Annotated in this window: 27 protein-coding genes; 15 read left to right on the top strand and 12 right to left on the bottom strand. The window is 59.0% G+C overall.

What is annotated here, in order from left to right; all coding sequences use genetic code 11:
- Window positions 1-274 precede the first annotated feature (274 nt).
- From gpt to ACXAIC_RS21335, 4 genes are all read right to left on the bottom strand, one after another.
- Complete coding sequence (gene gpt, locus ACXAIC_RS21350) at window positions 275-784, bottom strand: xanthine phosphoribosyltransferase (protein WP_475185254.1); 510 nt, start codon at window positions 782-784, stop codon at window positions 275-277.
- A gap of 13 nt (window positions 785-797) precedes the next feature.
- Window positions 798-1,544 carry a competence/damage-inducible protein A gene (locus ACXAIC_RS21345; RefSeq protein ID WP_475185249.1) on the bottom strand — a complete coding sequence of 249 codons (747 nt, stop codon included), beginning with the start codon at window positions 1,542-1,544 and terminating at the stop codon, window positions 798-800.
- A gap of 73 nt (window positions 1,545-1,617) precedes the next feature.
- The gene (locus ACXAIC_RS21340) at window positions 1,618-2,820 is read right to left on the bottom strand and encodes an FAD-dependent monooxygenase (RefSeq protein WP_475185246.1); all 1,203 of its coding nucleotides are present in this window, start codon (window positions 2,818-2,820) and stop codon (window positions 1,618-1,620) included.
- Window positions 2,821-2,866: 46 nt separating this feature from the next.
- Window positions 2,867-3,112: a zinc-finger domain-containing protein gene (locus ACXAIC_RS21335; RefSeq protein ID WP_475185241.1), complete on the bottom strand. Its 246-nt coding sequence runs from the start codon at window positions 3,110-3,112 to the stop codon at window positions 2,867-2,869.
- 221 nt (window positions 3,113-3,333) lie between these two features.
- Here ACXAIC_RS21335 and ACXAIC_RS21330 point away from each other — a divergent pair, with 221 nt between their 5' ends.
- Entirely contained in the window at window positions 3,334-4,080 is a 747-nt protein-coding gene (locus tag ACXAIC_RS21330; protein WP_475185237.1) for an alpha/beta fold hydrolase, read from the top strand.
- A gap of 83 nt (window positions 4,081-4,163) precedes the next feature.
- On the top strand, window positions 4,164-5,048 hold the full coding sequence (locus tag ACXAIC_RS21325; protein WP_475185234.1) for an alpha/beta fold hydrolase: 885 nt from the start codon (window positions 4,164-4,166) through the stop codon (window positions 5,046-5,048).
- A gap of 170 nt (window positions 5,049-5,218) precedes the next feature.
- On the opposite strand, the gene ACXAIC_RS21320 is transcribed toward ACXAIC_RS21325, so the two are convergent.
- A complete protein-coding gene (locus ACXAIC_RS21320; RefSeq protein ID WP_475185228.1) occupies window positions 5,219-5,851 on the bottom strand; it encodes an enoyl-CoA hydratase-related protein in 633 nt (210 codons plus the stop codon).
- 330 nt (window positions 5,852-6,181) lie between these two features.
- Between ACXAIC_RS21320 and cysE the strand changes: the two genes are divergently transcribed.
- The gene (cysE, locus tag ACXAIC_RS21315) at window positions 6,182-7,003 is read left to right on the top strand and encodes a serine O-acetyltransferase (protein WP_475185225.1); all 822 of its coding nucleotides are present in this window, start codon (window positions 6,182-6,184) and stop codon (window positions 7,001-7,003) included.
- Between the two features lie 169 nt (window positions 7,004-7,172).
- The gene (locus tag ACXAIC_RS21310; RefSeq protein ID WP_475185223.1) at window positions 7,173-7,388 is read left to right on the top strand and encodes a DUF3126 family protein; all 216 of its coding nucleotides are present in this window, start codon (window positions 7,173-7,175) and stop codon (window positions 7,386-7,388) included.
- A gap of 79 nt (window positions 7,389-7,467) precedes the next feature.
- Here the strand turns inward: ACXAIC_RS21310 and ACXAIC_RS21305 are convergent, their stop codons facing one another.
- On the bottom strand, window positions 7,468-8,178 hold the full coding sequence (locus ACXAIC_RS21305) for a hypothetical protein (RefSeq protein ID WP_475185219.1): 711 nt from the start codon (window positions 8,176-8,178) through the stop codon (window positions 7,468-7,470).
- Between the two features lie 213 nt (window positions 8,179-8,391).
- Between ACXAIC_RS21305 and ACXAIC_RS21300 the strand changes: the two genes are divergently transcribed.
- Both ACXAIC_RS21300 and ACXAIC_RS21295 read left to right on the top strand, forming a co-directional pair.
- The gene (locus ACXAIC_RS21300) at window positions 8,392-8,718 is read left to right on the top strand and encodes a DUF6949 family protein (RefSeq protein ID WP_475185215.1); all 327 of its coding nucleotides are present in this window, start codon (window positions 8,392-8,394) and stop codon (window positions 8,716-8,718) included.
- Window positions 8,719-8,879: 161 nt separating this feature from the next.
- Window positions 8,880-9,416, top strand: a complete 537-nt coding sequence (locus ACXAIC_RS21295) for a gamma carbonic anhydrase family protein (protein WP_475185210.1) — start codon at window positions 8,880-8,882, stop codon at window positions 9,414-9,416.
- A gap of 170 nt (window positions 9,417-9,586) precedes the next feature.
- Here the strand turns inward: ACXAIC_RS21295 and ACXAIC_RS21290 are convergent, their stop codons facing one another.
- The 3 genes from ACXAIC_RS21290 to ACXAIC_RS21280 all read right to left on the bottom strand — a co-directional run bounded on the left by ACXAIC_RS21290 (window position 9,587) and on the right by ACXAIC_RS21280 (window position 12,380).
- Window positions 9,587-10,201: a transglutaminase-like cysteine peptidase gene (locus ACXAIC_RS21290; RefSeq protein ID WP_475185206.1), complete on the bottom strand. Its 615-nt coding sequence runs from the start codon at window positions 10,199-10,201 to the stop codon at window positions 9,587-9,589.
- A gap of 551 nt (window positions 10,202-10,752) precedes the next feature.
- The gene (locus tag ACXAIC_RS21285) at window positions 10,753-11,379 is read right to left on the bottom strand and encodes a PilZ domain-containing protein (protein ID WP_475185204.1); all 627 of its coding nucleotides are present in this window, start codon (window positions 11,377-11,379) and stop codon (window positions 10,753-10,755) included.
- 356 nt (window positions 11,380-11,735) lie between these two features.
- Entirely contained in the window at window positions 11,736-12,380 is a 645-nt protein-coding gene (locus tag ACXAIC_RS21280; protein ID WP_475185199.1) for a PAS domain-containing protein, read from the bottom strand.
- A 668-nt stretch (window positions 12,381-13,048) separates the two neighbouring features.
- Here ACXAIC_RS21280 and ACXAIC_RS21275 point away from each other — a divergent pair.
- Both ACXAIC_RS21275 and ACXAIC_RS21270 read left to right on the top strand, forming a co-directional pair.
- Window positions 13,049-13,831: a rhomboid family intramembrane serine protease gene (locus ACXAIC_RS21275; protein ID WP_475185196.1), complete on the top strand. Its 783-nt coding sequence runs from the start codon at window positions 13,049-13,051 to the stop codon at window positions 13,829-13,831.
- Between the two features lie 126 nt (window positions 13,832-13,957).
- Complete coding sequence (locus ACXAIC_RS21270; protein ID WP_475185192.1) at window positions 13,958-14,389, top strand: CBS domain-containing protein; 432 nt, start codon at window positions 13,958-13,960, stop codon at window positions 14,387-14,389.
- A gap of 79 nt (window positions 14,390-14,468) precedes the next feature.
- On the opposite strand, the gene hisI is transcribed toward ACXAIC_RS21270, so the two are convergent.
- Window positions 14,469-14,921, bottom strand: coding sequence for a phosphoribosyl-AMP cyclohydrolase (hisI, locus tag ACXAIC_RS21265; protein WP_475185188.1), 453 nt, complete (start codon window positions 14,919-14,921; stop codon window positions 14,469-14,471).
- A gap of 46 nt (window positions 14,922-14,967) precedes the next feature.
- Window positions 14,968-15,603 carry a GTP cyclohydrolase I FolE gene (gene folE / locus ACXAIC_RS21260; RefSeq protein WP_475185183.1) on the bottom strand — a complete coding sequence of 212 codons (636 nt, stop codon included), beginning with the start codon at window positions 15,601-15,603 and terminating at the stop codon, window positions 14,968-14,970.
- A gap of 283 nt (window positions 15,604-15,886) precedes the next feature.
- On the opposite strand from folE, the gene ACXAIC_RS21255 reads away from it, so the two are divergent.
- The 5 genes from ACXAIC_RS21255 (at window position 15,887) to ACXAIC_RS21235 (ending at window position 21,993) form a co-directional block, all read left to right on the top strand.
- Complete coding sequence (locus ACXAIC_RS21255; RefSeq protein WP_475185178.1) at window positions 15,887-16,351, top strand: iron-sulfur cluster assembly scaffold protein; 465 nt, start codon at window positions 15,887-15,889, stop codon at window positions 16,349-16,351.
- A gap of 32 nt (window positions 16,352-16,383) precedes the next feature.
- A complete protein-coding gene (gene yidD / locus ACXAIC_RS21250; protein ID WP_475185173.1) occupies window positions 16,384-16,743 on the top strand; it encodes a membrane protein insertion efficiency factor YidD in 360 nt (119 codons plus the stop codon).
- 89 nt (window positions 16,744-16,832) lie between these two features.
- Window positions 16,833-18,614 (top strand): B12-binding domain-containing radical SAM protein, encoded by a 1,782-nt coding sequence (locus ACXAIC_RS21245; protein WP_475185170.1) that lies wholly within the window; start codon window positions 16,833-16,835, stop codon window positions 18,612-18,614.
- Window positions 18,615-18,927: 313 nt separating this feature from the next.
- Window positions 18,928-20,904, top strand: coding sequence for a threonine--tRNA ligase (gene thrS / locus ACXAIC_RS21240; protein WP_475185165.1), 1,977 nt, complete (start codon window positions 18,928-18,930; stop codon window positions 20,902-20,904).
- A 240-nt stretch (window positions 20,905-21,144) separates the two neighbouring features.
- On the top strand, window positions 21,145-21,993 hold the full coding sequence (locus tag ACXAIC_RS21235) for a lysophospholipid acyltransferase family protein (RefSeq protein WP_475185260.1): 849 nt from the start codon (window positions 21,145-21,147) through the stop codon (window positions 21,991-21,993).
- Between the two features lie 79 nt (window positions 21,994-22,072).
- Here ACXAIC_RS21235 and ACXAIC_RS21230 read toward each other — a convergent pair whose 3' ends face one another.
- Entirely contained in the window at window positions 22,073-23,131 is a 1,059-nt protein-coding gene (locus tag ACXAIC_RS21230; RefSeq protein WP_475185162.1) for a hypothetical protein, read from the bottom strand.
- Window positions 23,132-23,510: 379 nt separating this feature from the next.
- Between ACXAIC_RS21230 and ACXAIC_RS21225 the strand changes: the two genes are divergently transcribed.
- Both ACXAIC_RS21225 and ACXAIC_RS21220 read left to right on the top strand, forming a co-directional pair.
- Entirely contained in the window at window positions 23,511-24,107 is a 597-nt protein-coding gene (locus ACXAIC_RS21225; protein WP_475185158.1) for a nitroreductase family protein, read from the top strand.
- A gap of 1 nt (window position 24,108) precedes the next feature.
- On the top strand, window positions 24,109-24,711 hold the full coding sequence (locus ACXAIC_RS21220) for a flavin reductase family protein (RefSeq protein ID WP_475185152.1): 603 nt from the start codon (window positions 24,109-24,111) through the stop codon (window positions 24,709-24,711).
- The last annotated feature ends 206 nt before the right edge of the window (window positions 24,712-24,917 follow it).

The following is a 24,917-nucleotide window of genomic DNA, read 5'->3' as shown; positions in this document are numbered from 1 at the left end:
CTGCTGGCAGCGACTTCGAAGACAACCGTGGACCTGGTGAGGAGGCAACAGGGCTTGGGACTTGACTGTGAGGCCGGAATTAGACAACCAACCTGAATAGATAGAAACCCATCTGATGGCGCTGGTCCGGCCCGCCGGACTGCGTTGCGCCGCTTGAACGGCCAAAAAGGCCGTGCTGCGCAACGCGCCTTGCCGGCCAATCCGGACCAGCGCCATCAGATGGGTTTCTATCTATTCAGGTTGGTATCAGAGCAGGCTGGGGGGCTTTGGCGCCTCAGCCGGCCGTGTCGTTTGAGAGCGGTGGCTGGAACTGCCAGCCCATGTCCCAGGGAAAATAGATCCAGGTGTCCTGGGAGACTTCGGTGATGAACGTGTCGACCATCGGAACACCGACCGGCTTGGCATAGACGGTTGCGAAATGCGCCTTGGGCAGCATTTCGCGCACGACCTTCATGGTTTTGCCGGTGTCGACCAGATCATCAATCACCAGGACGCCGCTGCCGTCTCCGTCTTCCAGATCGACCACTTTCGGGTCTATCGGCTTGATGACCTTCAACTGGCCCTGATTTTCATAATCATGATAGGAGGCGATGCACACGGTCTCGATGGTGCGGATGCCCAGTTCCCGGGCCACGATACCGGCTGGAACCAGTCCGCCTCTGGTGATGCAGACGATGGCTTTCCATTCGCCTTCACTGGACAAGCGCCAGGCCAGGGCGCGGGAGTCGCGGTGAAACATGTCCCAGGATACGGGGAACGCTTTGTTTTGTGCGGGATTTTCCATTTTTGTCTCGCTTTTAAGATCCCAGTAGCTCTGCAACGGCTGCAGCCACATCCTGCGCTGTGGCCTTCAATTCGGCTGCGTCGCGGCACCGGATAACAATCTGTGTCGTGAATTTTCCATCGGTTGCATTCGGGTAGGACCCGATGAGGGTGTCCGGATGCGCGTCCTGAATGGCGGCCAGTCTGTCGGCAATCCGGCTTTCCGGCAGTTCCGCCGGTACGGTTTCGGAGAGCATTTTCCGGCCCGTTTTCAGCGTCGGCGCGATGGCGTCCATCATGGCCTGCATGATGGAGGGCACACCGGCCATGACATGCACATTGCCAATCCGGAACCCGGGCGCCTTGGAGACCTTGTTCTCGATCAGGTCCGCGCCTTCGGGAATACGCGCCATACGCTGACGGGCCGGTGTGAACTGTCCCGGAGCATAATGCTGTTCCAGGATTGCAACGGCACGCGGGTCCAGATTAAGCGGTACCTGAAAGGCTGCCGCGATGCTCTCGGCTGTGATGTCATCATGGGTGGGGCCGATCCCGCCGGAGGTGAAGACATAGTCATAGCGGGTGCGCAAGGTGTTGACCGCTGCCACGATGTCGTCCTGATCGTCCGCAACCACCCGGACTTCCTTCAGGTCGATCCCAAGCGCGGTCAGATAATCGGCGGCAAAGCCGACATTCTTGTCCTTGGTCCGGCCGGACAGGATTTCATCGCCGATGACCAGAAACGCAGCGGTTACAACGTCATCTGCCTTCTGTCCGGTCATCGTAGCGCTCCTTGAAAACGGGATGGGGATTGGCTTTATCCCAGCTTTCCGTTCAGCTCAAGCAAAAGAGGGCTCACGCGCCGGGCGTCCAGCCATAAATGTCGTCAAAGCGGGCGGCCAGCTGCTCAGGCGATGACAGGCGCAAAACCGTGTCCCGGGCAAAGGCCATTGGGCCCGAATAATGGAAGACCTTCGCGTTGCGGTGCGAGATCCCCTGCACAAAGCTGGCCCTTGGTTTGCGCTCGCGTTCATAGGCTCTGAGCGCGGAGGCAATGTTGCTGACGTTCCTGGGCAGGTGGCGGGCCAGAATGGCGGCATCTTCAATCGCCATGGCCGCGCCCTGAGCCATGAAGGGCAGCATCGCGTGGGCAGCATCGCCCAGAACGGCCACATGCCCGTGGGACCAGGGGCCCGAGGCGTCCACGCCGCACAGTGCCCATTTCAGCCACTGGTCCGGCGTGTTCAGAAGGTTCCGGACAGCGGCAGGCCAGGCGCGGAAGCTTTTCAAGAGGTCTTCCTTATCCGCCTCAGCGGACCATGTCTCCTCGGCCCAGTCTTCCCTGGCCAGCGCGACAATGTTAAACGCCTGGCCGCCCTTAATCGGGTAATGCACAAGATGGCTGTCCCTGTGCAGCCAGAGGCCGCTGTCCCCATGGAACATCTTGTCCACCTGATCGATGGGCACGGTTGCCCGGTAGGCGGCCAGACCGCTGAAGCGGGCATTGGTGTGTCCGGGGATCTGGCGTCTTGTCTTTGACCAGACCCCATCGGCCCCGATGAGCGCCTTTGCCGGCTGTGTCCGTGTGTCTTTACCCTGCCGGTAGACGCAGACCAGATCGTCATAGGGCGAGGCGGTCAGGTCCTGAACCTCACTTGCCAGCCGGATGCTGATCCTCTCGGTCTCAAGGGCCGTTTCAAGCAATTCCCTTTGCAGATCCGCCCGGTGGATGACCCAGAACGGGTACCCGTGCCGCTCCCTGATATAAGAGCCGAACGCCACCCGGGCGAGTTTCCCTCCCGTATGGCCAGACCAGATCTGCAGATTGTCCGGCGCATAGGCGTGGGGTTCCAGCCTGTCCAGCACGCCGAGCTCCGCCAAAATGGCGCAGGCATTGGGAGAGAGCTGAAGCCCTGCGCCGACTTCCGAGATCTCGTTAGCGCGTTCCAAAAGCAGGATTTCATGTCCCTCATGCGCCAGGGCGAGGGCTGCGGTCAAGCCGCCAATACCGCCCCCGGCAATGACGATGGGGCGGTCGGTCTCAGTGTGGTCAGCCATGAAAGGGCTCTTGCGGGAAGGCTTTTGGGGAGGTCCGGCGTCAGGCTCAAGCCGCTTCCGGGGTCCAGGCGCAATCGTCCGGCGACGATTCCGTGGCCTTCAGGGTTGAGTCGAATTTGTAGAGGGTGGAGCAATACGGGCAGACGATCTCATTTTCCGTCCCCATGTCCAGAAAGATATGTGGATGATCGAACGGAGGCCGTGCGCCGATGCACATGAATTCCCGCGCACCGACCGCGACAGAATCGTGTCCGCTCGTGTTTTGGAAATGCGGGACAACCTGATCCGCCATGGTCTCATACCTCTTTGAGCGAAGGAGAACGGGAAGGCTTTTGCGATAGCAAATTTCGCGCCTGTGATCCATGAGGAAATTGAGCCGCGCCGCCAAATACCCTGCGGTTCTCCGCCGCATGGGCGCCGGCGCTCAGGCTTTTCGGCTTTGCCAAGCCCGGCCAAACCTTTTACTGTGATACAGAACTTATATTCCCTTTACGTAAAGGTTATCTCCTTTCCATGCCATATGCAGACATTGAAGGCGTCAAAATCGCGTATCTCGACGAGGGGCAGGGCGATCCGGTCCTGCTCATTCACGGCTTCGCCTCCAACAAACAGGTCAATTGGGTCAATACCGGCTGGGTCGATCTTCTGGTCAAGGATGGCCGGCGCGTGATTGCACTGGACAATAGGGGGCATGGAGAGAGCCAGGCCTTTCATGACCCGGCCGCCTATGGAGCGCCGGTGATGGCCGAAGATGCACGCGGCTTGCTGGATCATCTGGAAATCGGAACGGCGGATGTCATGGGCTATTCCATGGGTGCCCGGATCTCCGCGTTTCTGACGCTGAACCACCCGGGCCGGGTGCGCAAGGCGGTCTATAGCGGGCTGGGCTATGGCATGATTTCAGGCGTGGGCGATCCAGAGCCGATTGCCGCAGCTCTGGAGGCCGAGCGGCTGCAGGATGTGACGGATCGCACCGGCCGGGCGTTCCGCGCGTTTGCCGAGCAGACCGGCTCCGACCGGCTCGCGCTGGCTGCCTGTATGCGCTCCTCCCGCCAGAAAATCAGCGAAGAGGATGTGGCCCGGATCACGCGGCCGGTTCTGGTGGCGGTCGGCACCAAGGACGATATTGCCGGATCGCCTCAGAAATTGGCCGATCTGATCCCGGGGGCCGAAGTGCTCGACATTCCGGGCCGGGATCACATGGTTGCGGTGGGTGACAAGGTTCACAAACAGGGGGTCCTGGCGTTTTTGAACGCCTGAGGGTCAGCGCTGAAAAGGCCGGGGCGCCTGCCGCGTCCCGGTCCTGCGAAGGAGAGCCTGCGCAGGAGTTTTCGGGAGGGTGCATGGAGCCGAAACGGGTTAATTTTGAAGGGGCGGAACAGAACCGGCTGATTGCGGACCGGTATGGGCAGGGCACGCAGCCGGTGGTTTTGCTCCATGGCGGTGGCCAGACCCGCCATTCCTGGGAGATGGCCGCCCGCCGGATCGCAGCCCTCGGGCATCCCGTCTATGCCATCGACCAGCGCGGTCATGGGGAAAGCAGTTGGGTGCCGTCCGGCAATTACGGGTTTGAAGCCTTTGCGGCGGATCTGTGCGCCGTCACCCGGCAAGTGGTTGCGCTTCACCGGGCAAAGCCGGTTGTTGTCGGTGCGTCTCTTGGCGGGTTTGCCGGGATGCTGGCGGAAGGGCGCCATCAGCCCGGTGGCTTTGCCGCTCTGGTCCTGGTGGACATAACCCCCCGTGTCGACATGGGCGGGGTTGGCAAAATCATCGGCTTCATGGGCGACCGGGTGGAAGAGGGCTTTGCCGATGTGGAAGAGGCTGCCGACGCCATTTCCCGGTATCTGCCGGGCCGGGCCCGGCCAAAGGACCTGTCAGGCCTGACGAAAAACCTGCGTCTGCACGAGGATGGCCGCTACCGCTGGCATTGGGACCCGGCGTTTTTAAAGTCGCGCCAGCACCGGGAGCCGGCCGTTGCCGAGGCGGTGCAGCAAGACCTTCTGGCCGCTGCGGCCCGCCTTGCCCTGCCGGTGATGCTGATCAGGGGGCGGAATTCGGAACTTGTCTCCATGGACCATGTGGAGGAGTTTCTGAGCCTCGTTCCAACGGCGCAGTTCACCGATATTCAGGATGCCGGGCATATGGTTGCGGGAGACCGAAATGATGTGTTTGCGGACGCCGTCGAGACGTTTCTGGCTAGATTGCCTGCCGCTGCTGAAGGGGTCTAGAGAAAGGCGCGTTTCAGTCAATTTTCCTTTCGCTGCCTGTCATCAGAGCTTTCCGCGCAAAAGACACGCTGATTTGAAACCGGATCAGCGTGCCGCGATTTAATTCATTTAAACAATATCTTTTCTCTGATTTTTGAGAAGTAAGTTTAATCTCGGCGGTGGAGCAGCCTTCACTGGCCGGTGAAGACCGGGGGTCTTTTGTCCAGAAAGGCCCGGCAGCCCTCCCGATAGTCAGAGCTGTCAATGCATTGTGTGGCGGCCTCACGGTGCTGGCTGAGATCCTTTTCCGCTGCAGGCCCGCTCAGGTCGTTCACGCAGGCTTTGGCCGCGCGGATGGACAGGGGCGCGTTGGCGCTGATCGCGCCGCACAGGGACTGAAGACGGCTGGCAAGGGTGTCCGGCTCGCTGATCTCGTCAACCAGGCCCATCTGGATGGCTGCCTCAGCGGTGATCCGCCCGGCTGTGAACAAAAGGCGTTTGGCGGCTGAGGGCGACACGGTTTCAAGAAGATCGGACAAGGCTTCAGGCGGATAGGCCAGGCCCAGCCGTGCCGCCGGAATGCCGAAAACGGCCGTCCGTGATGCAAGGCGGATGTCGCAGGCCAGGGCGACGCCAAGCCCACCGCCCAGGCAGGGACCTTCAATGGCCGCAATCACCGGCATGGGCAGAGATTTCAGGGCGGCAAAGGCCTGCACATTGATAGCATCATAGGCCGCGGCTGCGTCCGGGGTTGCCCGGGTGTCCTCAAATTCGGCAATGTCGGCTCCGGCGCAAAAGCTCTCCCCGCCGGAGCCCCTGACCACGCAGACGCGGATCTGCGGATCTGCGGATCTGCAGCGATCTGCGCAGCGAGGCCCGGAAGGCGCTTCCAGGCGGCCAGGGAAAGAGCGTTTTTCCGCTTCGGCGCGTTCAGGATCACTTCGGCAACGGGGCCGGTTTTCCTCAGAAGCGGATTGTCCTGGAGCATATCCGTGTCACCGGACTGGGGCATGGGGGAAAACTTTCGGCTGGTATTAACGTTTCAGCTTTCATAACAGGCCTTCATATCTGATATCAGCAAGTTTTATTTGGGAATGTAAGGCGGTCGTCCTATTTTAGGGAAACGTTTTGACGGCTTGAAAAGGAGACAGGCCATGTCGGCACCGAAGACACAACCCGGTGTGGAGCGCGTTCCGACCCATGATCCGGTCTGGACCAAGCTGCGCGAGGAAGCACAGCAGATGGTGACACAGGAACCGGCACTGTCGTCCTTTGTCTATGAGACCGTTCTCAACCACGACAGTCTGGAAGAGGCGGTGCTGCACAGGCTGGGCGACCGGCTCGGCCGGGATGTCGTCTCGGCCTCGCTGATCCGGCAGACCTATCTTGAGGCTCTGGCCGACGAGCCGGAGCTGGCCAAGATCTTCCGGGTTGATATTGTGGCCGTCTATGATCGTGATCCGGCTTGCTTCCGTTACCTGGAGCCGGTGCTCTATTTCAAGGGATTTCATGGGCTTCAGACCCACCGGCTGGCCCATTGGCTGTGGCGCAAAGGGCGCAAGGATTTTGCCCTTTATCTGCAAAGCCGGGCCTCGGAAGTGTTCCAGATCGATATTCATCCGGCCGTTCCGGTCGGACGCGGCATTTTCATTGACCATGGCACCGGCATTGTTGTTGGCGGCACTGCCGTGATCGGGGATGATGTGTCGATCCTGCAGGGCGTCACGCTTGGCGGCACCGGCAAGGAAGACGGTGACCGGCATCCGAAGATCCGCCATGGTGTTCTGATCGGGGCGGGGGCGAAAGTGCTTGGTAATCTGGAGATCGGCCATTGCTCACGCATCGCCGCCGGTTCCGTTGTGCTGTCCGACGTTCCAGTCAATACCACCGTTGCCGGGGTTCCGGCCAAGATTGTCGGCAAAGCCGGGTGTTCGGAACCGGCCCGCAGCATGAACCAGTTGCTTGGTCAGGAGTGAGGCCTGACCGGCAAATATGTCTTTATTCGGTCAAACCGCGCGCTCCTGCGGCTTTTGCAGGGGCACTGAGGAAGCCGGGGAAAGCCTTCCGAAAGGGTTTTGGCATTTGGGGCTGGTCTTATAGGGTCCGCGCGACTAAATAGCAGACGGCATAGACAAGGAGAGCGCCGTGAACCCTGATGAAATCCGCAAGATCGAAGCTTACTTGCGTTCGAAATTCGAGCTGCAGAGCCTTCAGGTGCGCGCACGTCCGCGCAAGGATGATTCCGCTGAAGTCTATATCGGTGAAGAATTTATCGGTGTGATTTTCCGCGACGATGAGGACGAGGACCTGAGCTGGAATTTCCAGATGGCCATTCTGGAAATCGACCTCGACGACGTCTGAGCCTTAAGGACAGATTGAAAACGCGTCAGGCGGCTTCTTCCGAGGCCGCCTTTTTGCTGTGCGCTGGATTGTGGCTCAGTCAGCTTTTGCGGAACGAGGCGATCTTGTGCAGGACCGCCTTGTCGATGGTCCGCCATTCTGCAAGCAGGGCTTGGTCGAACCGGTATCGGAGTTCTAGCCCGGATGCCAGAACGATGGCCCTGTGGCAGAGTGTCTGTCTGCTGGTCCGGTCTTTCCGGCACCGGGCGATAAAGCCGTTATTGTGCGCAGGGTCATAGACAATCAGATCCCTGTTTCGGGCCCCCTTGCCGGACAGGCGCAGCATTTTCAGTCCGTTCGGTCCGCTCAAGACGCCGCTGCGCGCCAGCCGCCGGTAAAACGGGTCGAGCCGTGCCCGCATGCTTTCCCGCCCGGGGCTGAATTCCAGCTCCACAACAACAGGCAGGGCGGCTTTGCCAGTGGCTTCTGCATCGCTGCCGGGCCCCGCAGGCATCAGATTGGGCCAGGTCATGGCAAGTGTTACTGCTGAGAAGGCGGCACGGTCCTGGAGGACCTTGGCCCTTTGGCGCTCAGTGGACAGATAAGCTGGCGGCAGTTCAAAGGCGGTGCGGCCCACGGTCAGCGAAACAGGACCGTTTCGTTGGCTGGCGGCCGCATAGGCCTGCCAGGAGCTGTTCCAGTGGCTGGTGCGCTCGGCGATATGGGCCGCGCCCAATGCCAGCATGGCCAGGGACAGGATCGTGAACCGGCGGGTGTTGATACTGGTGGTTGGCAGGGACAGGGGGATCATGGCGTCCCCTTCTGCAGCGCAAATGCGCAGAATTGGGACCCGCTGTGCCGAAACGGGACATGTGTTCCGTTCAAGGAGACCCATGAAGACAGCAAATCTGGCGCGAATCTTAAGTTTTTGCCCATTAGCCCATCCGGCACAGTCTTTGCGTAGGACTGTTTAAAGATTGTTAATCACTTTCTCAGTGTGATCGTTAATAAGAGGTTAACAGCCGTGGTCTTCGATCTACTTCTCGTTGGATATATTGCGAGCGCAGGCTTCGTTGCCGCAGGCGTTCTTGGCAGCCTTTACCAGCTTGTCACCAAGCAGCCTCCGAAATTTTCCTTTTCAGGAGAAAACCTTCTGGCGTTTCTGGCCGAAATATTCCTGTGCGTGTTTGCCGGGCCGTTCATCATCATGCGCAATGCTATCCGGGGGCGCCGGATCGAAGGGCGCCCGCTGGGCTGGCTGGTTGCTTCGTCCACGATCGCGGGCATGTGGAGCATGTGTTCCGGCATTCTGGTGATGAATGTCGCTCTGGTTGTTGCCGGATATTCCTGACAGGCACGAGCGTTTTCAGGTCATTAAGGGGGCGTTGCCGGTGGCCTTGGCGGGCAGTGCACCCGTTTTCGTCTGTCAGAACCAAACGAGCGTTTCACCGGGCGGACGGAATGGGTCATCATGGAAGGCAGAATCAAGTCTCCTTGCCATGAGGGATCTCCATGCCGATTTTTTCGCTTGAAGGCCGCAAGGCCGTTTTTCCAGACAGCGGTGCTTTCTGGGTCGCTCCGACTGCCACTTTGATCGGAGATGTCCGGTTGGAAGAAGAGGCAAGTGTCTGGTTCGGAGCGGTTTTGAGAGGGGACAATGAGCCCCTGATCATCGGCGCCCGTTCAAATGTCCAGGATGGCTGCGTCTTTCACACGGATATGGGGTTCCCGCTGACCATCGGGGCTGATTGCACCATCGGGCACAAGGCGATTTTGCACGGCTGCACCATCAAGGCGAATTCCCTGATCGGCATGGGGGCGACGGTGTTGAATGGGGCGGTGATCGGCTCAAACTGCATCATCGGGGCGAACGCCCTTATTCCTGAGGGCAAGGCTATTCCGGACAATTCCCTTGTGGTTGGTGTGCCTGGCAAGGTTGTGCGCAGCCTGCCGCCGGAATCGGCCGAAACGATCCGCAAGTCCGCTGAAGGATATGTGCGCAATTGGCACCGCTACGCTGCTGGGCTGGCAGAGGGTGGCCCGGCTTGAAGGCAGGTCTTCAAAGCTGCCCACCGGAACAGCTCACAGTTCGGGAAAAGTCGGGAACCGGCCCATGCGGGGGGCAGGACCGGTTCCCTGGATCCGGCCGTGGTAGGGATGGGGAGGGTGGGGACGCGACCGGATCGTCCTGACGGCCCCCGAAGGGACCGATCCCTATCCTAGTGGGACACGCTGCTGACAGTTGTAACGCGCGTGTCGGAAATCCCCGTCCACTTGACGGGAGAGGTGGCGGACTGGCGTTTGATGTAGCGGTACGGGGTGGAGTACCAGGGCAGGACCGCCTGAATCTGATTGTCCAGGATCATGTCGCCGAGATCCGTGCGGACCGTCAGGACAGCATGGCCGGAATTTTGAACATCCTTGGCAACGGTGATCAAAAGGGCGCTGCGCGGCCAGCCTGCTTCCATCAGGACACGCTGCTTTTCAAGGACATATTCTTCGCAATCGCCATAACCGTTGACCGGGTAGGTCCAGTGTTCGACCTTGCCGAAGAGATCATCGTCGGTCATCGGACGGATCCGCCGGTTCACTTCCGCGTTGATCGCGATCAACTGGTTCCAGCGGTCTTCGTTCAACTTCACCACCACCGGCTGATACTGGTCATGCGGACAGGCCCAGGCATAGTCGTGGCAGAATTGCTTGTAGCCGATCGGCGCTTTGACAGCTTTATTCATGTCCATGAACCGGCCGGTATCGGCCAAGGCGGACGCAGCTGTGAAAGTGCCGCTTATGGCGATAACTGATGCGAAGAGAAGCTTTTCAAGTAGTTTCATCGTAACGCCCTCCCCAAGGCTGAGGCTACGATGACGTATTGCTTTTTACTTCCTGAAAATCTTCGAAGTAAAAAACTATTTATACTTTAATCTAATTCGATTTTTATTTTAGTAAAATGAAATTCTCTTTTTAGGAAATCTTGAATCGAATTTTCCTAAAATTTTATCGATCCTCTGGAAGGTGTTGACATCATTGCTGAAATGGTTGGTTTGGGGCGCTTTTACAGGTGGCCGCGCAGAGGCCGCTCGGTGGTTTGGGGGGGGGGAATCACGTGGTCTTTGCCGGATTCAAGGGGCAAGAAAAATGCAAGATCAGGCAAAAAAAGAATGGGAATGGGGTGTCTTGAGAAGACTGCGGGAGCGGGCCCCGCTCTCAGGCCGAAACCCGTTGCCGGACGCCATTGTGTCTTTTGACAGAGGTGCTGTTGCTTTCTTTCCTGGCAGCTTTCTGAAGGGGATGCCGGAAGAAGCGTGGCTCAGGCATGGCCGCGTTTAACCGCTCAGGGGCGGGGTCCTGGTGGCTGACTGGAATGGGAAAGAAAGGCGTGATGTCAGGGAGCTGAGATATGCGCCTCGAGCAGCTCGCGGTTCTGGACTGCGGCAAACTCGACCGCGATCCCTCCTTCGATGCGGCGGATCACACGAGCCTGCATCTTGCCGAGCGTGATTGGGGCGCCCATTTCCGGGATGATGTCGGTTGCAAGCGCGGCGCCAGACAGGGACACGTCGATAATGCGGCAGACATGTTCCGACCCGTCGGGCAGAACCATCCGGGTCATCGGGTTCTTCGGCACAAAACGGTCGTGGCGGCGGTCTTCAGGAAGGTTCAGCTCATCCCGGTTGGCAAGCCAGGTCAGTACATTGGCGATTTTGTCCCGCTTGCGCGCGGTGTTGCGAAGCTCCACCGCAAAGCCGCCGTCAATCGCGCGGGAGATGCGGCCTTCCACACGGCTGAGGTGGTCCAGATAAGCAACCACACGTTCACCGACCCGGCCCTCGACGGGCGTGATCATGGCCATGCCGCCCGGGGACATGTCGATCACCTGGCAGGGATATTCCCTCCGGTCTTCCAGCATGAAGCGGCCCAGTATATCCACCTGAACACGCTGGTGTTTCCGGCGGTCCGTGACTTGAAGCGGCTTGCTTCCTTCTGGTGCTGTTGCCAATCCGGCGTCCATGCCTGCTCTATCCAAACAGTGTGTCTCGCACCACCCCTGGCCGAAACCGAATCCCTAACATCTGCGTCCACTCTAGGGAGCTGGGGTTAACGATGTGTAAGAATAGCTGTGCAGAAAAGATCTTTCTGCCACAAAAAAACAGTTTGCACTTTATTGAGGCACAGAAACAGCCAGCATGGCCGGCCCGTTCTACAAAGTGGAACGGCAGAAACGGGATGCTTTGTTTGACGGAAGAAGTTTCACACCGATGAATTTATTACGCGAAAACAAACTCCTAAAGAAAAAAGACCCGGGCGGACCCGGGTCTTTTGTGTGAAGCAAAACGGAGACTTTCAGCGGTGGTCCAGGCTGCTGGTTCAGGCCTTGCCGCCGCTATAGACGGTCAGGTGGCCGACCTTGCGTTCCGCCCCCTGGGGCAGCGGCGGGGTCGGCATGGCCATGCCTTCCGCAGTGTAGCGGGGCAGAACAGGGTTAACCGCTACGCCTGTGTCGGCAAATGCGGGCCGCTCGTCCGGCCAGACCAGACGCAGGCTGGTAATGGACTGGTTCAGGATGGGATGGAGCCCTAGCCAATAGGGTTTGTCCATGGGGGTGCAGCAGCCGAGAATCCGGATGCGGCCTTCGCCCGGCACGTTCAACGGGACCAGAAGCATTTCCATGGGCAGAAGCTGGCCCCGCTCGGTATGGCCGTTCACACCGATCACAGCGGCGGCCGCATCTTCGGAAATGGCAGCGATCAGGCTTTCCAGCGCTTCCCGGTCTTTGGTGCTCCAGCCGCGCAAAAAATTGCGCCCTTTCAGTTCCCGGCAATGGGCCGAGCAGAGCCGCGTGCCGGCCAGGCGGTAGCGGACATCCTGCGGCCCGTTGGTCTCCAGAATGAACGTGTCGCCCAGGAGACCCCGGATTTCGCCGGGGTCAACTTCACTGCGGTTGGGGGCCGGGCGGGCACCGCGCAGGTTGTCCCAGTAAGAATAAAGAGTTTGCGTTACACCATGTTTCATCTTGCTTCGCCTCGTCGCCTTCAAGCGTCCCTTGTTCCGTCTCAAGACAGAAGCTGTATCAATTCGGGACGTTTATCCGTTTCAGCTTCTTTTTGCCCTTAGCAAAGCAGGGGGCGTGCCAACCCCTTGAAGTCACCGGCAGATTAATTTCTGCAGTTTGTTAGGGTTAACGAAAGGTGAGGCTTGTTTTGTTGCGCCTTGGCTGGCAGCTTAACATTCTGTTCACGATGTTTGGGTGGCGCGGGGGCGTCAGACCACTGGGCAGCAGAAGAAAAGGCTGAAACGCCTGATGTGCTGCCTTTTGAGCCCGGATATCACCGGAGGGGACCCGAGACGGACGTGTGGGGACGCGGCTGGAAACCGGGGGGCAAAAGGCGCCGGTATCGCTACGATACCGGCGCTTTTTTTGGAGTATGACGAGTGTGTCCAGACCGACATCCCGGCCGCAGAGAGGGCCGATGATGCGTTCTTCGGTTGGGGGGGAGACAGCTTTCTCTTGTCTTTACGTTCCTGGCTCACCAGTTCTTTTACGAATTGCTCCTTAAAGTGTCCACGCGGGCTGTCTTCCGGCTGTCCACCCTTGTTTTGTCCGATAGCTGGCTTAGAAGAGGGGGACTGTCTGCCGGACCAGAGCGGTCCGGGAGGGGCTGGGAAAAGGCCGAGGGCTCATGAACGTCTATAAATTCGATGAAGAACGCAGCCGGCGTGAGCAGGCCGAAAAACAGCAGGCCCGCAAGCAAAGCGGTCCACCCGCGCTCAATCTGCCGGATGTCATCGTCTGGCTGGGCGGCGTGCTGATTGCCATTCACCTTGTCAGGACCTTCCTGTTGCCGGTGGCTTGGGACAATCAGATCCTGTTCCAGTTTGGCTTCTGGCCGGTGAAATACACGGTTTTCGGCAGTCTGCCCCTGTCTCAAATGGCGTCAAGCCTCTGGGCGTTCCTGACCTATTCGCTGCTTCATGGCGGGGCGGCCCACATTATTTTCAACCTGCTCTGGATGGCGATTTTCGGAAGTGCGGTGGCACGCCGGTTCGGGGCGGCCCGGTTTCTGGTTTTTTCGGCCCTGTGTTCGGTGGGCGGGGCCTTTGCCCATCTGGCCACCCATTGGGGGGAAACCACGCCGATGATCGGCGCGTCGGCGGCCATTTCCGGCCAGATGGCAGCCGCCATCCGCTTTGTCTTTGAGCTGGGAGGGCCGCTCGGTGCGTTCCGCCGGTCAGATCAGGGGGCGTATATGGTTCCCGCGCAGCCCCTTGCGGAATGTTTCCGCAATCAGCAGGTGCTTGTCTTTGTCGCGGTCTGGTTTGGTCTCAATCTCTTTTTCGGCCTGATGAGCGGGCCGGTTGCCGGTCAGCCGGCCAGTGTGGCCTGGCAGGCCCATATCGGCGGCTTTGTCGCAGGCCTCGCCCTGTTTCCCCTCCTGGACCCGGTGCCTCAGCGCAGGCCCTGAGGCGCTGGTATACCAGAGACGCATGCAAGACGTGTTGGGCGGGGAGTTTGCGGCACCGGCTTTTAATGCCATGATGCGGATTGCCCGCAGATGCGGGTTTCATGATGCCATGGGAGGAGTTGGTACATGACCGTTGCAGCCATTTTGCATGGGAAGGGCCACGAGACGATCACAGCGCGCAGCGACACCGTTCTGAGCGATGTGTGCGAAACTTTGGCGAAATACAAGATCGGAGCTGTCGTGGTGTGTTCACCCGACAGAGCCATTGAAGGGATCGTGTCGGAGCGGGATATTGTCCGGGCGATCGGCACCCAGGGGCCGTCTTCCCTGCAACTGCCTGTCTCCAGCGTAATGACGCGGGAGGTGGTCACCTGCAGCGAGACTAACAGTGTCAATGAAGTCATGGCGCGCATGACCCAGGGGCGCTTCCGTCACATGCCGGTGGTGATGGATGACAAGCTGGTCGGGGTCATCTCCATCGGCGATGTGGTGAAACACAAGATCGCCCAGGTCGAACTGGAAGCCGAGCAGATGCGAAATTACATCTCCATGACCTGAGACTCCATGACCTGAGACTTGGACACTTCAGAAATTTTTCTCACGCGCAGGGGCGCTGCCGGGTCCGGCCCTTGGGGCTTTATTGTCCGTAGACCTCAACCGGGTCATAGACTTTTTCCGCTTCGACCCTTTCCAGACGGACGGGGCCGCCGTCCGTGCTGACGACTTTGCGGAAAAAACAGGACCGGTAGCCCACATGGCAGGTGGCGCCGTTTCCGGACACCGAAACTTTCAGGACAATGGCGTCCTGATCGCAATCGGTCAGGATTTCATGCACGGTCTGAACCTGTCCGGAAGTCTCGCCCTTTTTCCAGAAGCCCTTGCGCGAACGGCTCCAGTACCAGGCTTCCCCGGTCTCGATTGTCCGTTTCAAGGCTTCCTCATTCATGTAACCGACCATCAGGACCTCACCGGTGGCGTGATCGGTTACCACGGCCACAATCAATCCGTCCCGGTCATATTTCGGCATCAACAGAGCGCCGGTCTCAACCGCCGCCTTGTCGCCGCGTTCGGAAAGAAGGGGAGTGCACATGGAAAAAAGAGCCCTTGCCTTTGTGTTGGGAGGCAAGGGCGTGGTGTTAGTTGCCCTTGCCGCGCACCAGGGACATGAATTTGGCCTGCTCGGCCGGATCATCCTGGAAAACGCCGGTGAACTGGGTGGTGATCGTGGAGACCCCGGGTTTTTGTACGCCGCGCATGGTCATGCATTGATGCTCAGCTTCGATCATCACGGCAAGGCCGCGCGGCGCAAGCGTATCGTCAATGACCGAAGTGATCTGCGACGTCAAGTTTTCCTGGGTCTGCAACCGCTTGGCATAGATATCCACGACACGCGCAATTTTAGAAAGGCCCACGACCCCGTCTGCCGGATAGTAGGCCACATGCGCTTCGCCGATAAAGGGAAGCATATGATGTTCGCAATGGGAATGGAACGGAATGCCACGCACCAGAACTATATCCTGATAGCCGCCGACATCTTCAAAAGTGCGCTTCAAATGTTTGATTGGATCTTCAAAATATCCGCCATAAAGCTGGCTCAAGGCTTTGACGACCCGCTTTGGGGTCTCAACCAGACCTTCCCGGTCCGGATCATCTCCGGTCCAGGCGAGGAGGGTGCGAACGGCAGCTTCGGCTTCTTCTCGGCTGGGCCTGGTTAATTGATCCGGCGACTTTCTCTCGAACTTCTTTTCAACCGGATTCAGGACAGCATCCATCGGGAACCTCGCAAATTTACCCTTATCACTTGTCATACGGCGCCCGTGTGTGCACAGATCAAGAAGTCCCAGCGCGGAAGCTGGGGACCCTTAACATACTCCACACAAAAAGCGAACGCGCAGTTACGAGGCGAGTGGAACCGGTCTCCGGCCCCTTGGAACGGCCGGATAACGGCTGCGGCACTCTACCCCTTGCGAATTTGCCGTGGCGTCTGATCTATATATAAGAACGCAAAGCGCCATCAATGTGTCGCGCTTCAAAGGCTTTCACGAAGAGGCGAGAATGCTGGACGACATCTATAATGCAAAGATCCTGGAGCTCGCCGGGAACATTCCAAGGATCGGCCGCCTGGAACAGCCGGATGCCACGGCCAAGGCCCACTCGAAACTGTGCGGGTCCACGGTTCAGGTGGATCTGAGCCTGCGCGACGGGGTCGTGAGCGATTTTGCCCATGACGTGAAGGCCTGCGCTTTGGGACAGGCGTCTTCCTCCGTCATGGCCCGCAACGTGATTGGCGCGAGCCCGGACGAATTGCGGCAGGTGCGGGACACAATGCGCGCGATGCTGAAAGAGGGCGGCAGCCCGCCGGAGGGACGGTTCGCGGATTTAAAATATCTGGAGCCGGTACGCGATTATAAGGCGCGTCATGCATCGACGCTGCTCACCTTCGACGCTGTCGTCGACGCCCTGGAGCAGATCGAGGCCAAGGAAAAAGCAAAGGAGAAGGAGGGCGGTGCGGCTGCTTGATCTCTTCAGCCCGCCGGACCTGATGTTGCCCCATGTGTTCCCGCTGCCCGTCAAAGTCTGCCTCTGACAAACCTCTCTCCCTTCCTGGGCGGGGGGCTGTCGCCCTGATCTGGCTGTACCGGCATTCCCTCTCTCTGGTAATGGGCCGGGGCTGCCGCTATGCGCCGAGCTGCTCGGACTATACCGAACAAGCCATCCGCACCTTTGGTTTTTGGGCGGGCGGCTGGATCGGGCTGGCGCGGATCTTGAGATGCAACCCGTTTGGTGCTTCCGGTTTTGACCCGGTCCCGGACACGCTGCCGGAAGGGGCCCGCTGGTACAGGCCCTGGCGCTATGGCCGCTGGACAGGCCGGCACATTCCGGAAAAATTTCGCCTCGACGAGGCCGGTTAAGAGCTTTGGCCCCCTTTTCCGGGTTTTGGTTGACCTAAGGTAAATTGAGTGCGACGGTCCCTCGTTAGCCAGACGGCCGGGGAGGGGACATGGACGCGCACGCATTCCACTTCGTGATGATCAAGCCGACCCATTACGACGATGACGGCTATCCGATCCAATGGCTCAGATCCGCTATTCCGTCGAACACCCTGGCCAGTCTCAACGGGCTGGCGGAAGCGGCCCGGGCGCGCAAGGCGCTTGGGTCTGATGTCCGCGTTCACCTTCACACCTTTGACGAAACCAACAAACGTGTCCCGCCAGCCAGGATCGCGCGGGACATCCGGCGGCGTGGCGGCAAGGCTCTGATTGCGCTGGTCGGGGTGCAATCGAACCAGTTTCCCAGAGCAGCAGATCTCGCCCGCCAATTCCTGCGCGAGGGGCTGCCCACAGCCATGGGCGGGTTCCATGTGTCCGGTTGCATCTCCATGCTGGAGCAAATGCCTGAGGAGATGGTGGCGCTACAGGCCGAGGGCGTCAGCTATTTTGCCGGAGAAGCGGAAGACCGCCGGCTTGACCAGGTTTTCCGGGATGCTTGGGCCGATGACCTGAAACCACTCTACAATTTCATGGCAGATCTGCCGTCGCTGGAAGGGGAGCCGACTCCGATCCTGCCAACGCACCATATCCGGTTTACTGCAGGATCGCATTCCAGCTTTGATCTGGGGCGGGGCTGTCCGTTCCAATGTTCTTTCTGCACAATCATCAATGTGCAGGGGCGCAAGAGCCGGTTCCGCTCCGCAGACGATCTGGAGCAGATCATCCGGGACAACTACAGCCAGGGCATCAACCGGTTTTTCATTACGGACGACAACTTCGCCCGCAATCGGGAATGGGAACCCCTCTTTGACCGGCTGATTGCTCTGCGCGAAGGGGAAAAATTCGACATCAAATTCATCATTCAGGTGGATACGCTGTGCCACCGGATCGAAAATTTCATTGAAAAGGCCACCCGGGCCGGGGTGAACCGGGTGTTTATTGGCCTTGAAAACATCAATCCCGACAATCTCCTGGCGGCCAAGAAACGGCAGAACAAGATCACCGAGTACCGGGAGATGCTGCAGAAATGGCGGGCGCATGGGGCAACCACCTATGCGGGCTACATTATCGGCTTTCCGGGGGATACCAAGGAATCGGTCCTGCGCGACGTCGAAATCATCAAGTCAGAATTGCCCCTCGATCTCCTGGAATTCTTCTACCTGACCCCTTTGCCTGGTTCCGAGGACCACAAGGTCTTGCTGTCGAAAGGCGCCTGGATGGACCCGGACCTCAACAAATATGATCTCAACCATCGGGTTTCTCATCATCCAAAGATGAGCGATGCGGAATGGGAGGAAGCCTATCGGGAGGCCTGGGAGAGCTATTATTCGGAGGCTCATATCGAAACACTGCTGCGCCGGGCCGCCGCGCATAAGAAGGGCCGCCCTGGCAACAAGCTGTTCCTGATGATGTGGTTCAAGCTGATGGTCCAGCACGAAGGTGTCCATCCCCTGGAAGGTGGTTATTTCCGCCTGAAATTCAGGACAGACCGGCGCAGCGGCCTTCCGGTGGAAGGGGTCTTTGCCTTCTATTCAAGATATGTGCGCGAGATCGCCGCCAAACATTGGGCCTATCTGTCCGCGGCCTTTCGGGCCTACCGGATCTACCGGACCGTGAAAGCCTCTCCTGCGCGCTATGCCTATTCCGATCTTGCTATCAAGGAGATGGCCAAGGAGAGCGAGGACGCTCTTGCCATGATCCAGGAAACGCGCGGTGGGGTGGAAGCTGCTGCAAAGACCGCGCGGGATGCGTCCCTTGTCCGGGGTGCCAAGGACAGGGCGGCCGCGTCTTAAAACGATTCTATCCGGGTGCTGTGCCTGTCTCCTCAAAGGGAGAGGCCGCCACCGGGGCCGGGTGAGGGCTATAGGCGGTCGTTTGGCAAATTGCGCTGCCGATTGCTCAAGAAAGATGCGGCCCACGGACTCCTTGGCAAAACGTCTTTGGTGTGACCGGCAATTGTTGCATGCGGGCGCCGCCCCGCCCTTCATACGCTGGTCACGAGGGCGTAAGGGTTGCCGTTTCCCGCCGAATACCCTATCAGCAGGCGGTCCATAGCCAATGAACAGCTTACCTGCCTTGTCTGCAGGAGTGAGCAGGAGACAGACGATGATTCAACTGACTTTCCCCGACAATTCCGTGCGCGAATACGAGGCTGGCACCACCGGCCTTGCCGTTGCCGAAGGCATTTCCAAGTCGCTGGCCAAAAAGGCCGTGGCGATGACGCTGGACGGGGAGCTGCAAGATCTCACCGATCCGATCAAGACCAGCCACAAGATTGAGATCGTCACCCGGGACGATCCGCGCGCTCTGGAGCTTATCCGCCACGACGCTGCGCATGTGATGGCTGAAGCCGTGCAGGAATTGTGGCCAGGCACCCAGGTCACCATTGGTCCGGTGATCGAGAACGGTTTTTATTACGACTTCAAGCGCGTCCATCCGGACAGCGGCGGCGACTGGCCGTTCACGCCGGAAGAACTGCCGGCGATCGAGAAGAAGATGCGTGAGATCATTGGCCGTGGCGCACAATTCACTAAGGAATTGTGGAGCCGAGAAGAGGCCAAGACCTATTTTGCCGCAAAAGGCGAAACCTACAAGGTCGAGCTGGTCGACGCGATCCCGGAAGATCAGGACCTGAAGATCTACAAGCAGGGCCAGTGGCTCGACCTGTGCCGGGGGCCGCATATGGTCTCCACCAGGCAGATCGGTGATGCCTTCAAGCTGATGAAGGTGGCCGGCGCCTATTGGCGCGGGGATTCCAACAACGAGATGCTAACCCGCATCTATGCGACCGCCTGGCAGAATGAAAAAGATCTGAAAGCCTATCTCCATATGCTGGAAGAGGCGGAAAAGCGCGATCACCGCAAGCTGGGCCGGGAGATGGACCTTTTCCATTTCCAGGAAGAGGGGCCGGGGGTTGTCTTCTGGCACCCAAAGGGCTGGGACATGTTCCAGAACCTGATTGCCTATAAGCGGCGGCGCCTGAAGGACGACTATAAGGAAGTGAACGCACCGCAGGTGCTGCACACGTCCTTGTGGGAGACTTCCGGCCACTGGACCTGGTACAAGGAGAACATGTTCTCCGTTCAATGTGCTGACCCGGAGGCGGAAGACGACCGGGTTTATGCACTCAAGCCGATGAACTGTCCCGGCCATGTTCAGATCTTCAAGCATGGTCTTAAAAGTTACCGGGATCTTCCTATGCGCCTTGCCGAATTCGGGATGGTGCACCGCTATGAGCCCTCCGGCGCTCTTCATGGTCTGATGCGCGTGCGCGGCTTCACCCAGGACGATGCCCATGTCTTTTGCACCGAAGAGCAGCTTGCCGAGGAATGCCTGAAGATCAATGAGCTGATCCTGTCGGTCTACAAGGATTTCGGCTTTGACGAGGTGGTGGTCAAACTCTCCACCCGGCCGGAAAAACGGGTCGGGTCCGACGAGATGTGGGACCATGCCGAGGCGGTCATGGGCGATGTGCTCAAGCAGATTGAAGCTGAGTCCGGCGGGCGGGTCAAAACGGACATCTTGCCGGGCGAGGGCGCGTTTTACGGGCCGAAATTCGAATACACCCTGCGCGACGCCATCGGCCGGGAGTGGCAATGCGGCACGACCCAGGTTGATTTCGCCCTCCCGGAACGGTTCGGCGCGTTCTATGTCGACAAGGACGGGGAAAAGAAGACCCCGGTTATGGTCCACCGGGCCATTTGCGGTTCGATGGAGCGGTTCCTCGGCATTCTCATTGAGAACTTTGCCGGGCATTTTCCGCTCTGGTTCTCACCGCTCCAGATCGTGGTGGCCACCATCACCTCCGAGGCGGATGCGTATGGTCAGGAAGTGGCTGATCTTTTGAAGTCCAAGGGGCTGAAGGTGGAAACGGATTTCCGCAATGAGAAGATCAACTACAAGGTTCGCGAGCATTCGCTGGCCAAGGTTCCGGTGATCATCGTTTGTGGAATGCGCGAAGCGGAAGAACGCACGGTGAATGTGCGCCGCCTGGGCTCCAAGAACCAGACTGCGATGGGGCTGGACGAGGCCGTGGCCGGGTTCGTTGAAGAAGCGACACCGCCGGATCTGAAAGCCGATTGAGCTTGACCGGCTTGCCTTTTGTGGTCTGAAATCAGAGATTTCATCGCCAAGGACAAGACACTGCCAATCTGGATGAGCGAGACGCGTTTTAAGCAAGCGTCAACGATGCCGGTAAGCGGAAAAACTGACATCTTGCACATTGTCCTTACGTTAGGGCAATGTGCCGTCACATTCTTGTAATATCGTGTCTGGTATTGGGGTGGTCATTTACCCAAAGTCAGTGAAGAGACGATGGCGACCGTGGATCACGCAGAATTCAGCTATGCCAATCCGGACCATCCGCCGATCAAGCGGTGGACGATCAGGGCAATTGAGGGTCTGTCCGGCCGCAAGAAATTGCTGGACCATTATCAGGTGTGGAAACACACGATGGTGGGCACGTCGGACTATATCTGGAACGATCTGCTCGGGCTGATCAATCTGAATGTCTCGGTTGAAGCCGGGGAGTGGCCGCCCAGGAACCTGCCGGACGGTCCCCTGGTGCTGATCGCCAACCATCCCTATGGCATTGGCGATGGTCTGGCGATCCTGGCCCTGGCGGAACAGCTAAAACGCCCTTTCAAAATCCTGATCAACAATGAATTGCTGAAAGTGCCCGAAGTGCGGCCCTTTTCTCTGCCGGTTGATTTTGAGGAAACCAAGGACGCGCTGAAAACCAATATACGCACCCGCAAGGAAGCCTTGCAGCTGCTGCAGGAGGGGACGACGATCATCGTGTTTCCGGGCGGCGGCGTGGCAACGGCGGCCAAGCCCTTTGGCCGCGCGGAAGAGCTGCCCTGGAAAACCTTCACGGCGAAGATGATCCGGGCCTCCCGGGCGACGGTGCTGCCGCTTTATTTTCACGGCCAGAATTCCTGGGTGTTCCATCTGGTCAGCAAATATTCCCTGACCTTGCGGCTGGCGCTGCTTGTGCGCGAGTTCCGCCGCATTCTGGGCTCCGTGATCACAGCCCGGGCCGGGCAGGCGATCCCCTTTGAAACCCTCTCCGGTTTCAAGGATCAGAAGGAAATCATGGATTTTCTGCAAACGCGGGTCATGGAAATGGCCCCGGCCGAACCGGCCAAGCGCTTGCTCGCACGGCGGAGCTGACCTTCTACATAGCGTAATTCGGGCGTTCTTTGTCTTTGCCAGAATGCAACGGCGTGGTGGCGTCCAGCTCTTTGATGGATCAGTCGGTGGCGGCTGTTTCCTGGGTTGCCAATTCACTCGTAGCGGTCACGACTTCCACTTCCCGGTCCTGACCGGGCACCACCTCGAATGTGTACAGATACGTGCGCCCGTTGTTGCGCGCCAAAGCCTCGTATTCCCCGGCAGCCAGAACAAAATCCGGGAAGGCGCCTGTGGCTTCGACCACCACGTGACCTCCGGCGCTCAACACCGACCAGGTGGTGTTTGCAATCGCTTCACCGCCCCGTTCGTTGACAAGTTTCAAGGTGATGTCCGCGGCCTTGTGCAGGATTGTGGCCTCGGTCAGCTTGCCGGGAAGCACCTGAACATCGGCGCGGATGACTGCGTTCACATCCCCGTAGTGGCTGACAATGTGATAGGTGTCCGCGCCCAGACGCACGATGGCACCGGGCTTGAGACCGCCAATGATTTTGTGCCGTTCGCCGCGTTCGTTGAACGTACGGTCATAGACATCGAAGGTCACCAGCTTGCTGTCGATGCTCTGGCCATCCTGAAGCGTGGCGCCGAACTTGATGCCGCCCGCATTCAAGGTGAGCATTTTCGACTGGACTTCCTTGCCGATGACAATCCGGTTGGTGGCCTGGGCATAACCGTAAGATGTGTGGATCAGATAGGCCCCCGGGTCCAGGCGGAATTCCGCGTCGCCACCTTTGGACGTGGCGACCAGATCCAGGCGTCCATTGGCATTCGGGGTTTCCGAATAGATGCGCCAGACCAGACCGTCATTCAGCGGAGCGCTGTCTGGTGTCAGTTTGGCCATAAGATAGAGCGCGCCCTGGTCCAGACCTTCGCTCACGCCGGTCATGGCCGAATGGGCCGGAGCGTAGGGAAGGGGAGTGTCGGCAAAAAGCGGCTCGGGCTCCCGGTCCAGCAGATTGAGGATCTCGTCCGGATTGGCCGGTGCGTCAGGATGCGGCTTGGAGGGCGGTGGCATGGGCGCTTCAACGGTTGCAGCCTGTTCCGTGTCGGCCTGCGCTGCAAAGGTCTGCGTGAAGAGCAACGGCGCAGCAACACCAAGAACAGCTGTAAGACGCTTCAAAAGGCTAAGAGTTCTCTTGCCGTTGGTAATCGATCCTGCTTCCAACATGCCCACTTCATTGTCTATCTGGCCGCCAGAAGTCGCGGCGACCCGTCTTTTACACCAAATCGGTAGCGGGCGATACAAGCGTGTCGCGCTTTGCCACCAGCAAATGCAACCCGGCAGTCCGGTGCCCCGTTTCTTCGCAAAACCGGTATGTTTGCGGTGGGGCGAAACGGAAAAGCCCGTTCCTGTATGGACCTGAAAATCGGGCAAATTCAAGACAACTTTTCCGGTTCTACTGGCCGAGAAAGAAGGAACCGGCCCTCCGCCGTTGACAATTCAGGGCAATCAATTAGGTCCTTTGAGACAAAAGCCCCGCATGCAAGAGTGAATATTCATGTCAAATTTCAGCCCCCGGTCGCAGGAAACGCTTGCGTTCCTGCAAAAACGGCGTTCGCATCCGTCTGTTACCATGACTGGCCCCGGGCCGGACAAGGATCAGGTGGACGAGATCCTGACGATTGCGGCCCGGGTGCCCGATCACGGCAAGCTGGCCCCCTGGCGGTTTGTCCTTTACCCGCAAGAGCAGGGAGAGGCGATTGGCGAAAAGCTTGCCGCGCTCTATGAAGACAGGAACGGGCCGCTTGACAGCGATCAGAGGCACAAAGAGCTGACCCGGTTCACGCGAGCCCCGTTGGTCATCGGGGTTGTGAGCACTGCGGCTGACCATGCCAAGATCCCGCTCTGGGAGCAGGAACTGTCCGCCGGAGCGGTCTGTATGAACCTGGTTACGGCGGCGGCCGCAAGCGGATTTGCCTCCCAATGGCTGACTGAATGGTACGCCTTCGACACGGAGGCGGCGGCCTTTCTTGGGGCGGAAGACGGTGAGCGCTTTGCCGGCTTTGTCCATATCGGGACCCCGAGCCAGGCGCCGGTGGAGCGGCCCAGACCCGATCTGGCGGATCTTGTGAGCATCTTCGGGGAGCCGCGCTGACATGTTCTATGACACTGACGCCAATGATCACGGACTGTCCCACAATCCGTTCAAGGCCATCGTGACCCCGCGGCCCATCGGCTGGATTTCCTCGGTTGATGCGCAAGGCCGTCCCAACCTTGCTCCTTACAGTTTCTTCAATGCGGTCGGTGACCGGCCGCCGATCGTCATGTTTGCCTCCTCCGGTTACAAGGACAGCGTGTCCAATGTGGAGGCGACTGGGGAATTCGTCTGTAACATGGCGAGCTTTGATCTCAAGGAGGAGATGAATGTCTCCTCGGCGGCCGTCCCCCATGAGACGAGCGAGTTCGAATTGTCCGGGCTTGAGATGGCGCCGGGCCGGCTGGTGAATGTGCCGCGTGTTGCCAGGGCGGTGACGGCGCTGGAATGCAAACATCTGCAAACCATGCGGCTTGCGGATTTAGGCGGTGCGCAGACCCAGTCCTGGGTCGTGTTCGGCCAGGTTGTCGGCATTCACATTGATGACAGCATTCTGGTGGACGGCATGGTCGATGTGACCCGCTTCAAACCTCTGTCCCGTCTCGGCTATATGGATTATGCGGCAGTGAGCGAAGTGTTTCAGATGAAGCGGCCTGAAGTCTGACGCGTTGCGCCTTCCGGGGGACCGGCCACCGGGCGGGCTCCCCTGAGCCCGTTTCGGCCTTCAGGCGACTTGACAGGATTTTTGTGTGTTTCGGTCTCGGTTTTTCAGATTGATTTTTCCCAAGAAAAGTCCCGGAACCTTTGGGATTTCCACTTTTTCCGCTTTGGCCCTTGTCAAGAATTCGGGCAAGGAAGATTAAATCGGTG

It is taken from the genome of Roseibium sp. AWQ4_254 (assembly GCF_056161025.1).
The sequence above is the reverse complement of the archived record's forward strand: the minus strand, read 5'-3'. Positions and strand labels throughout refer to the sequence as shown.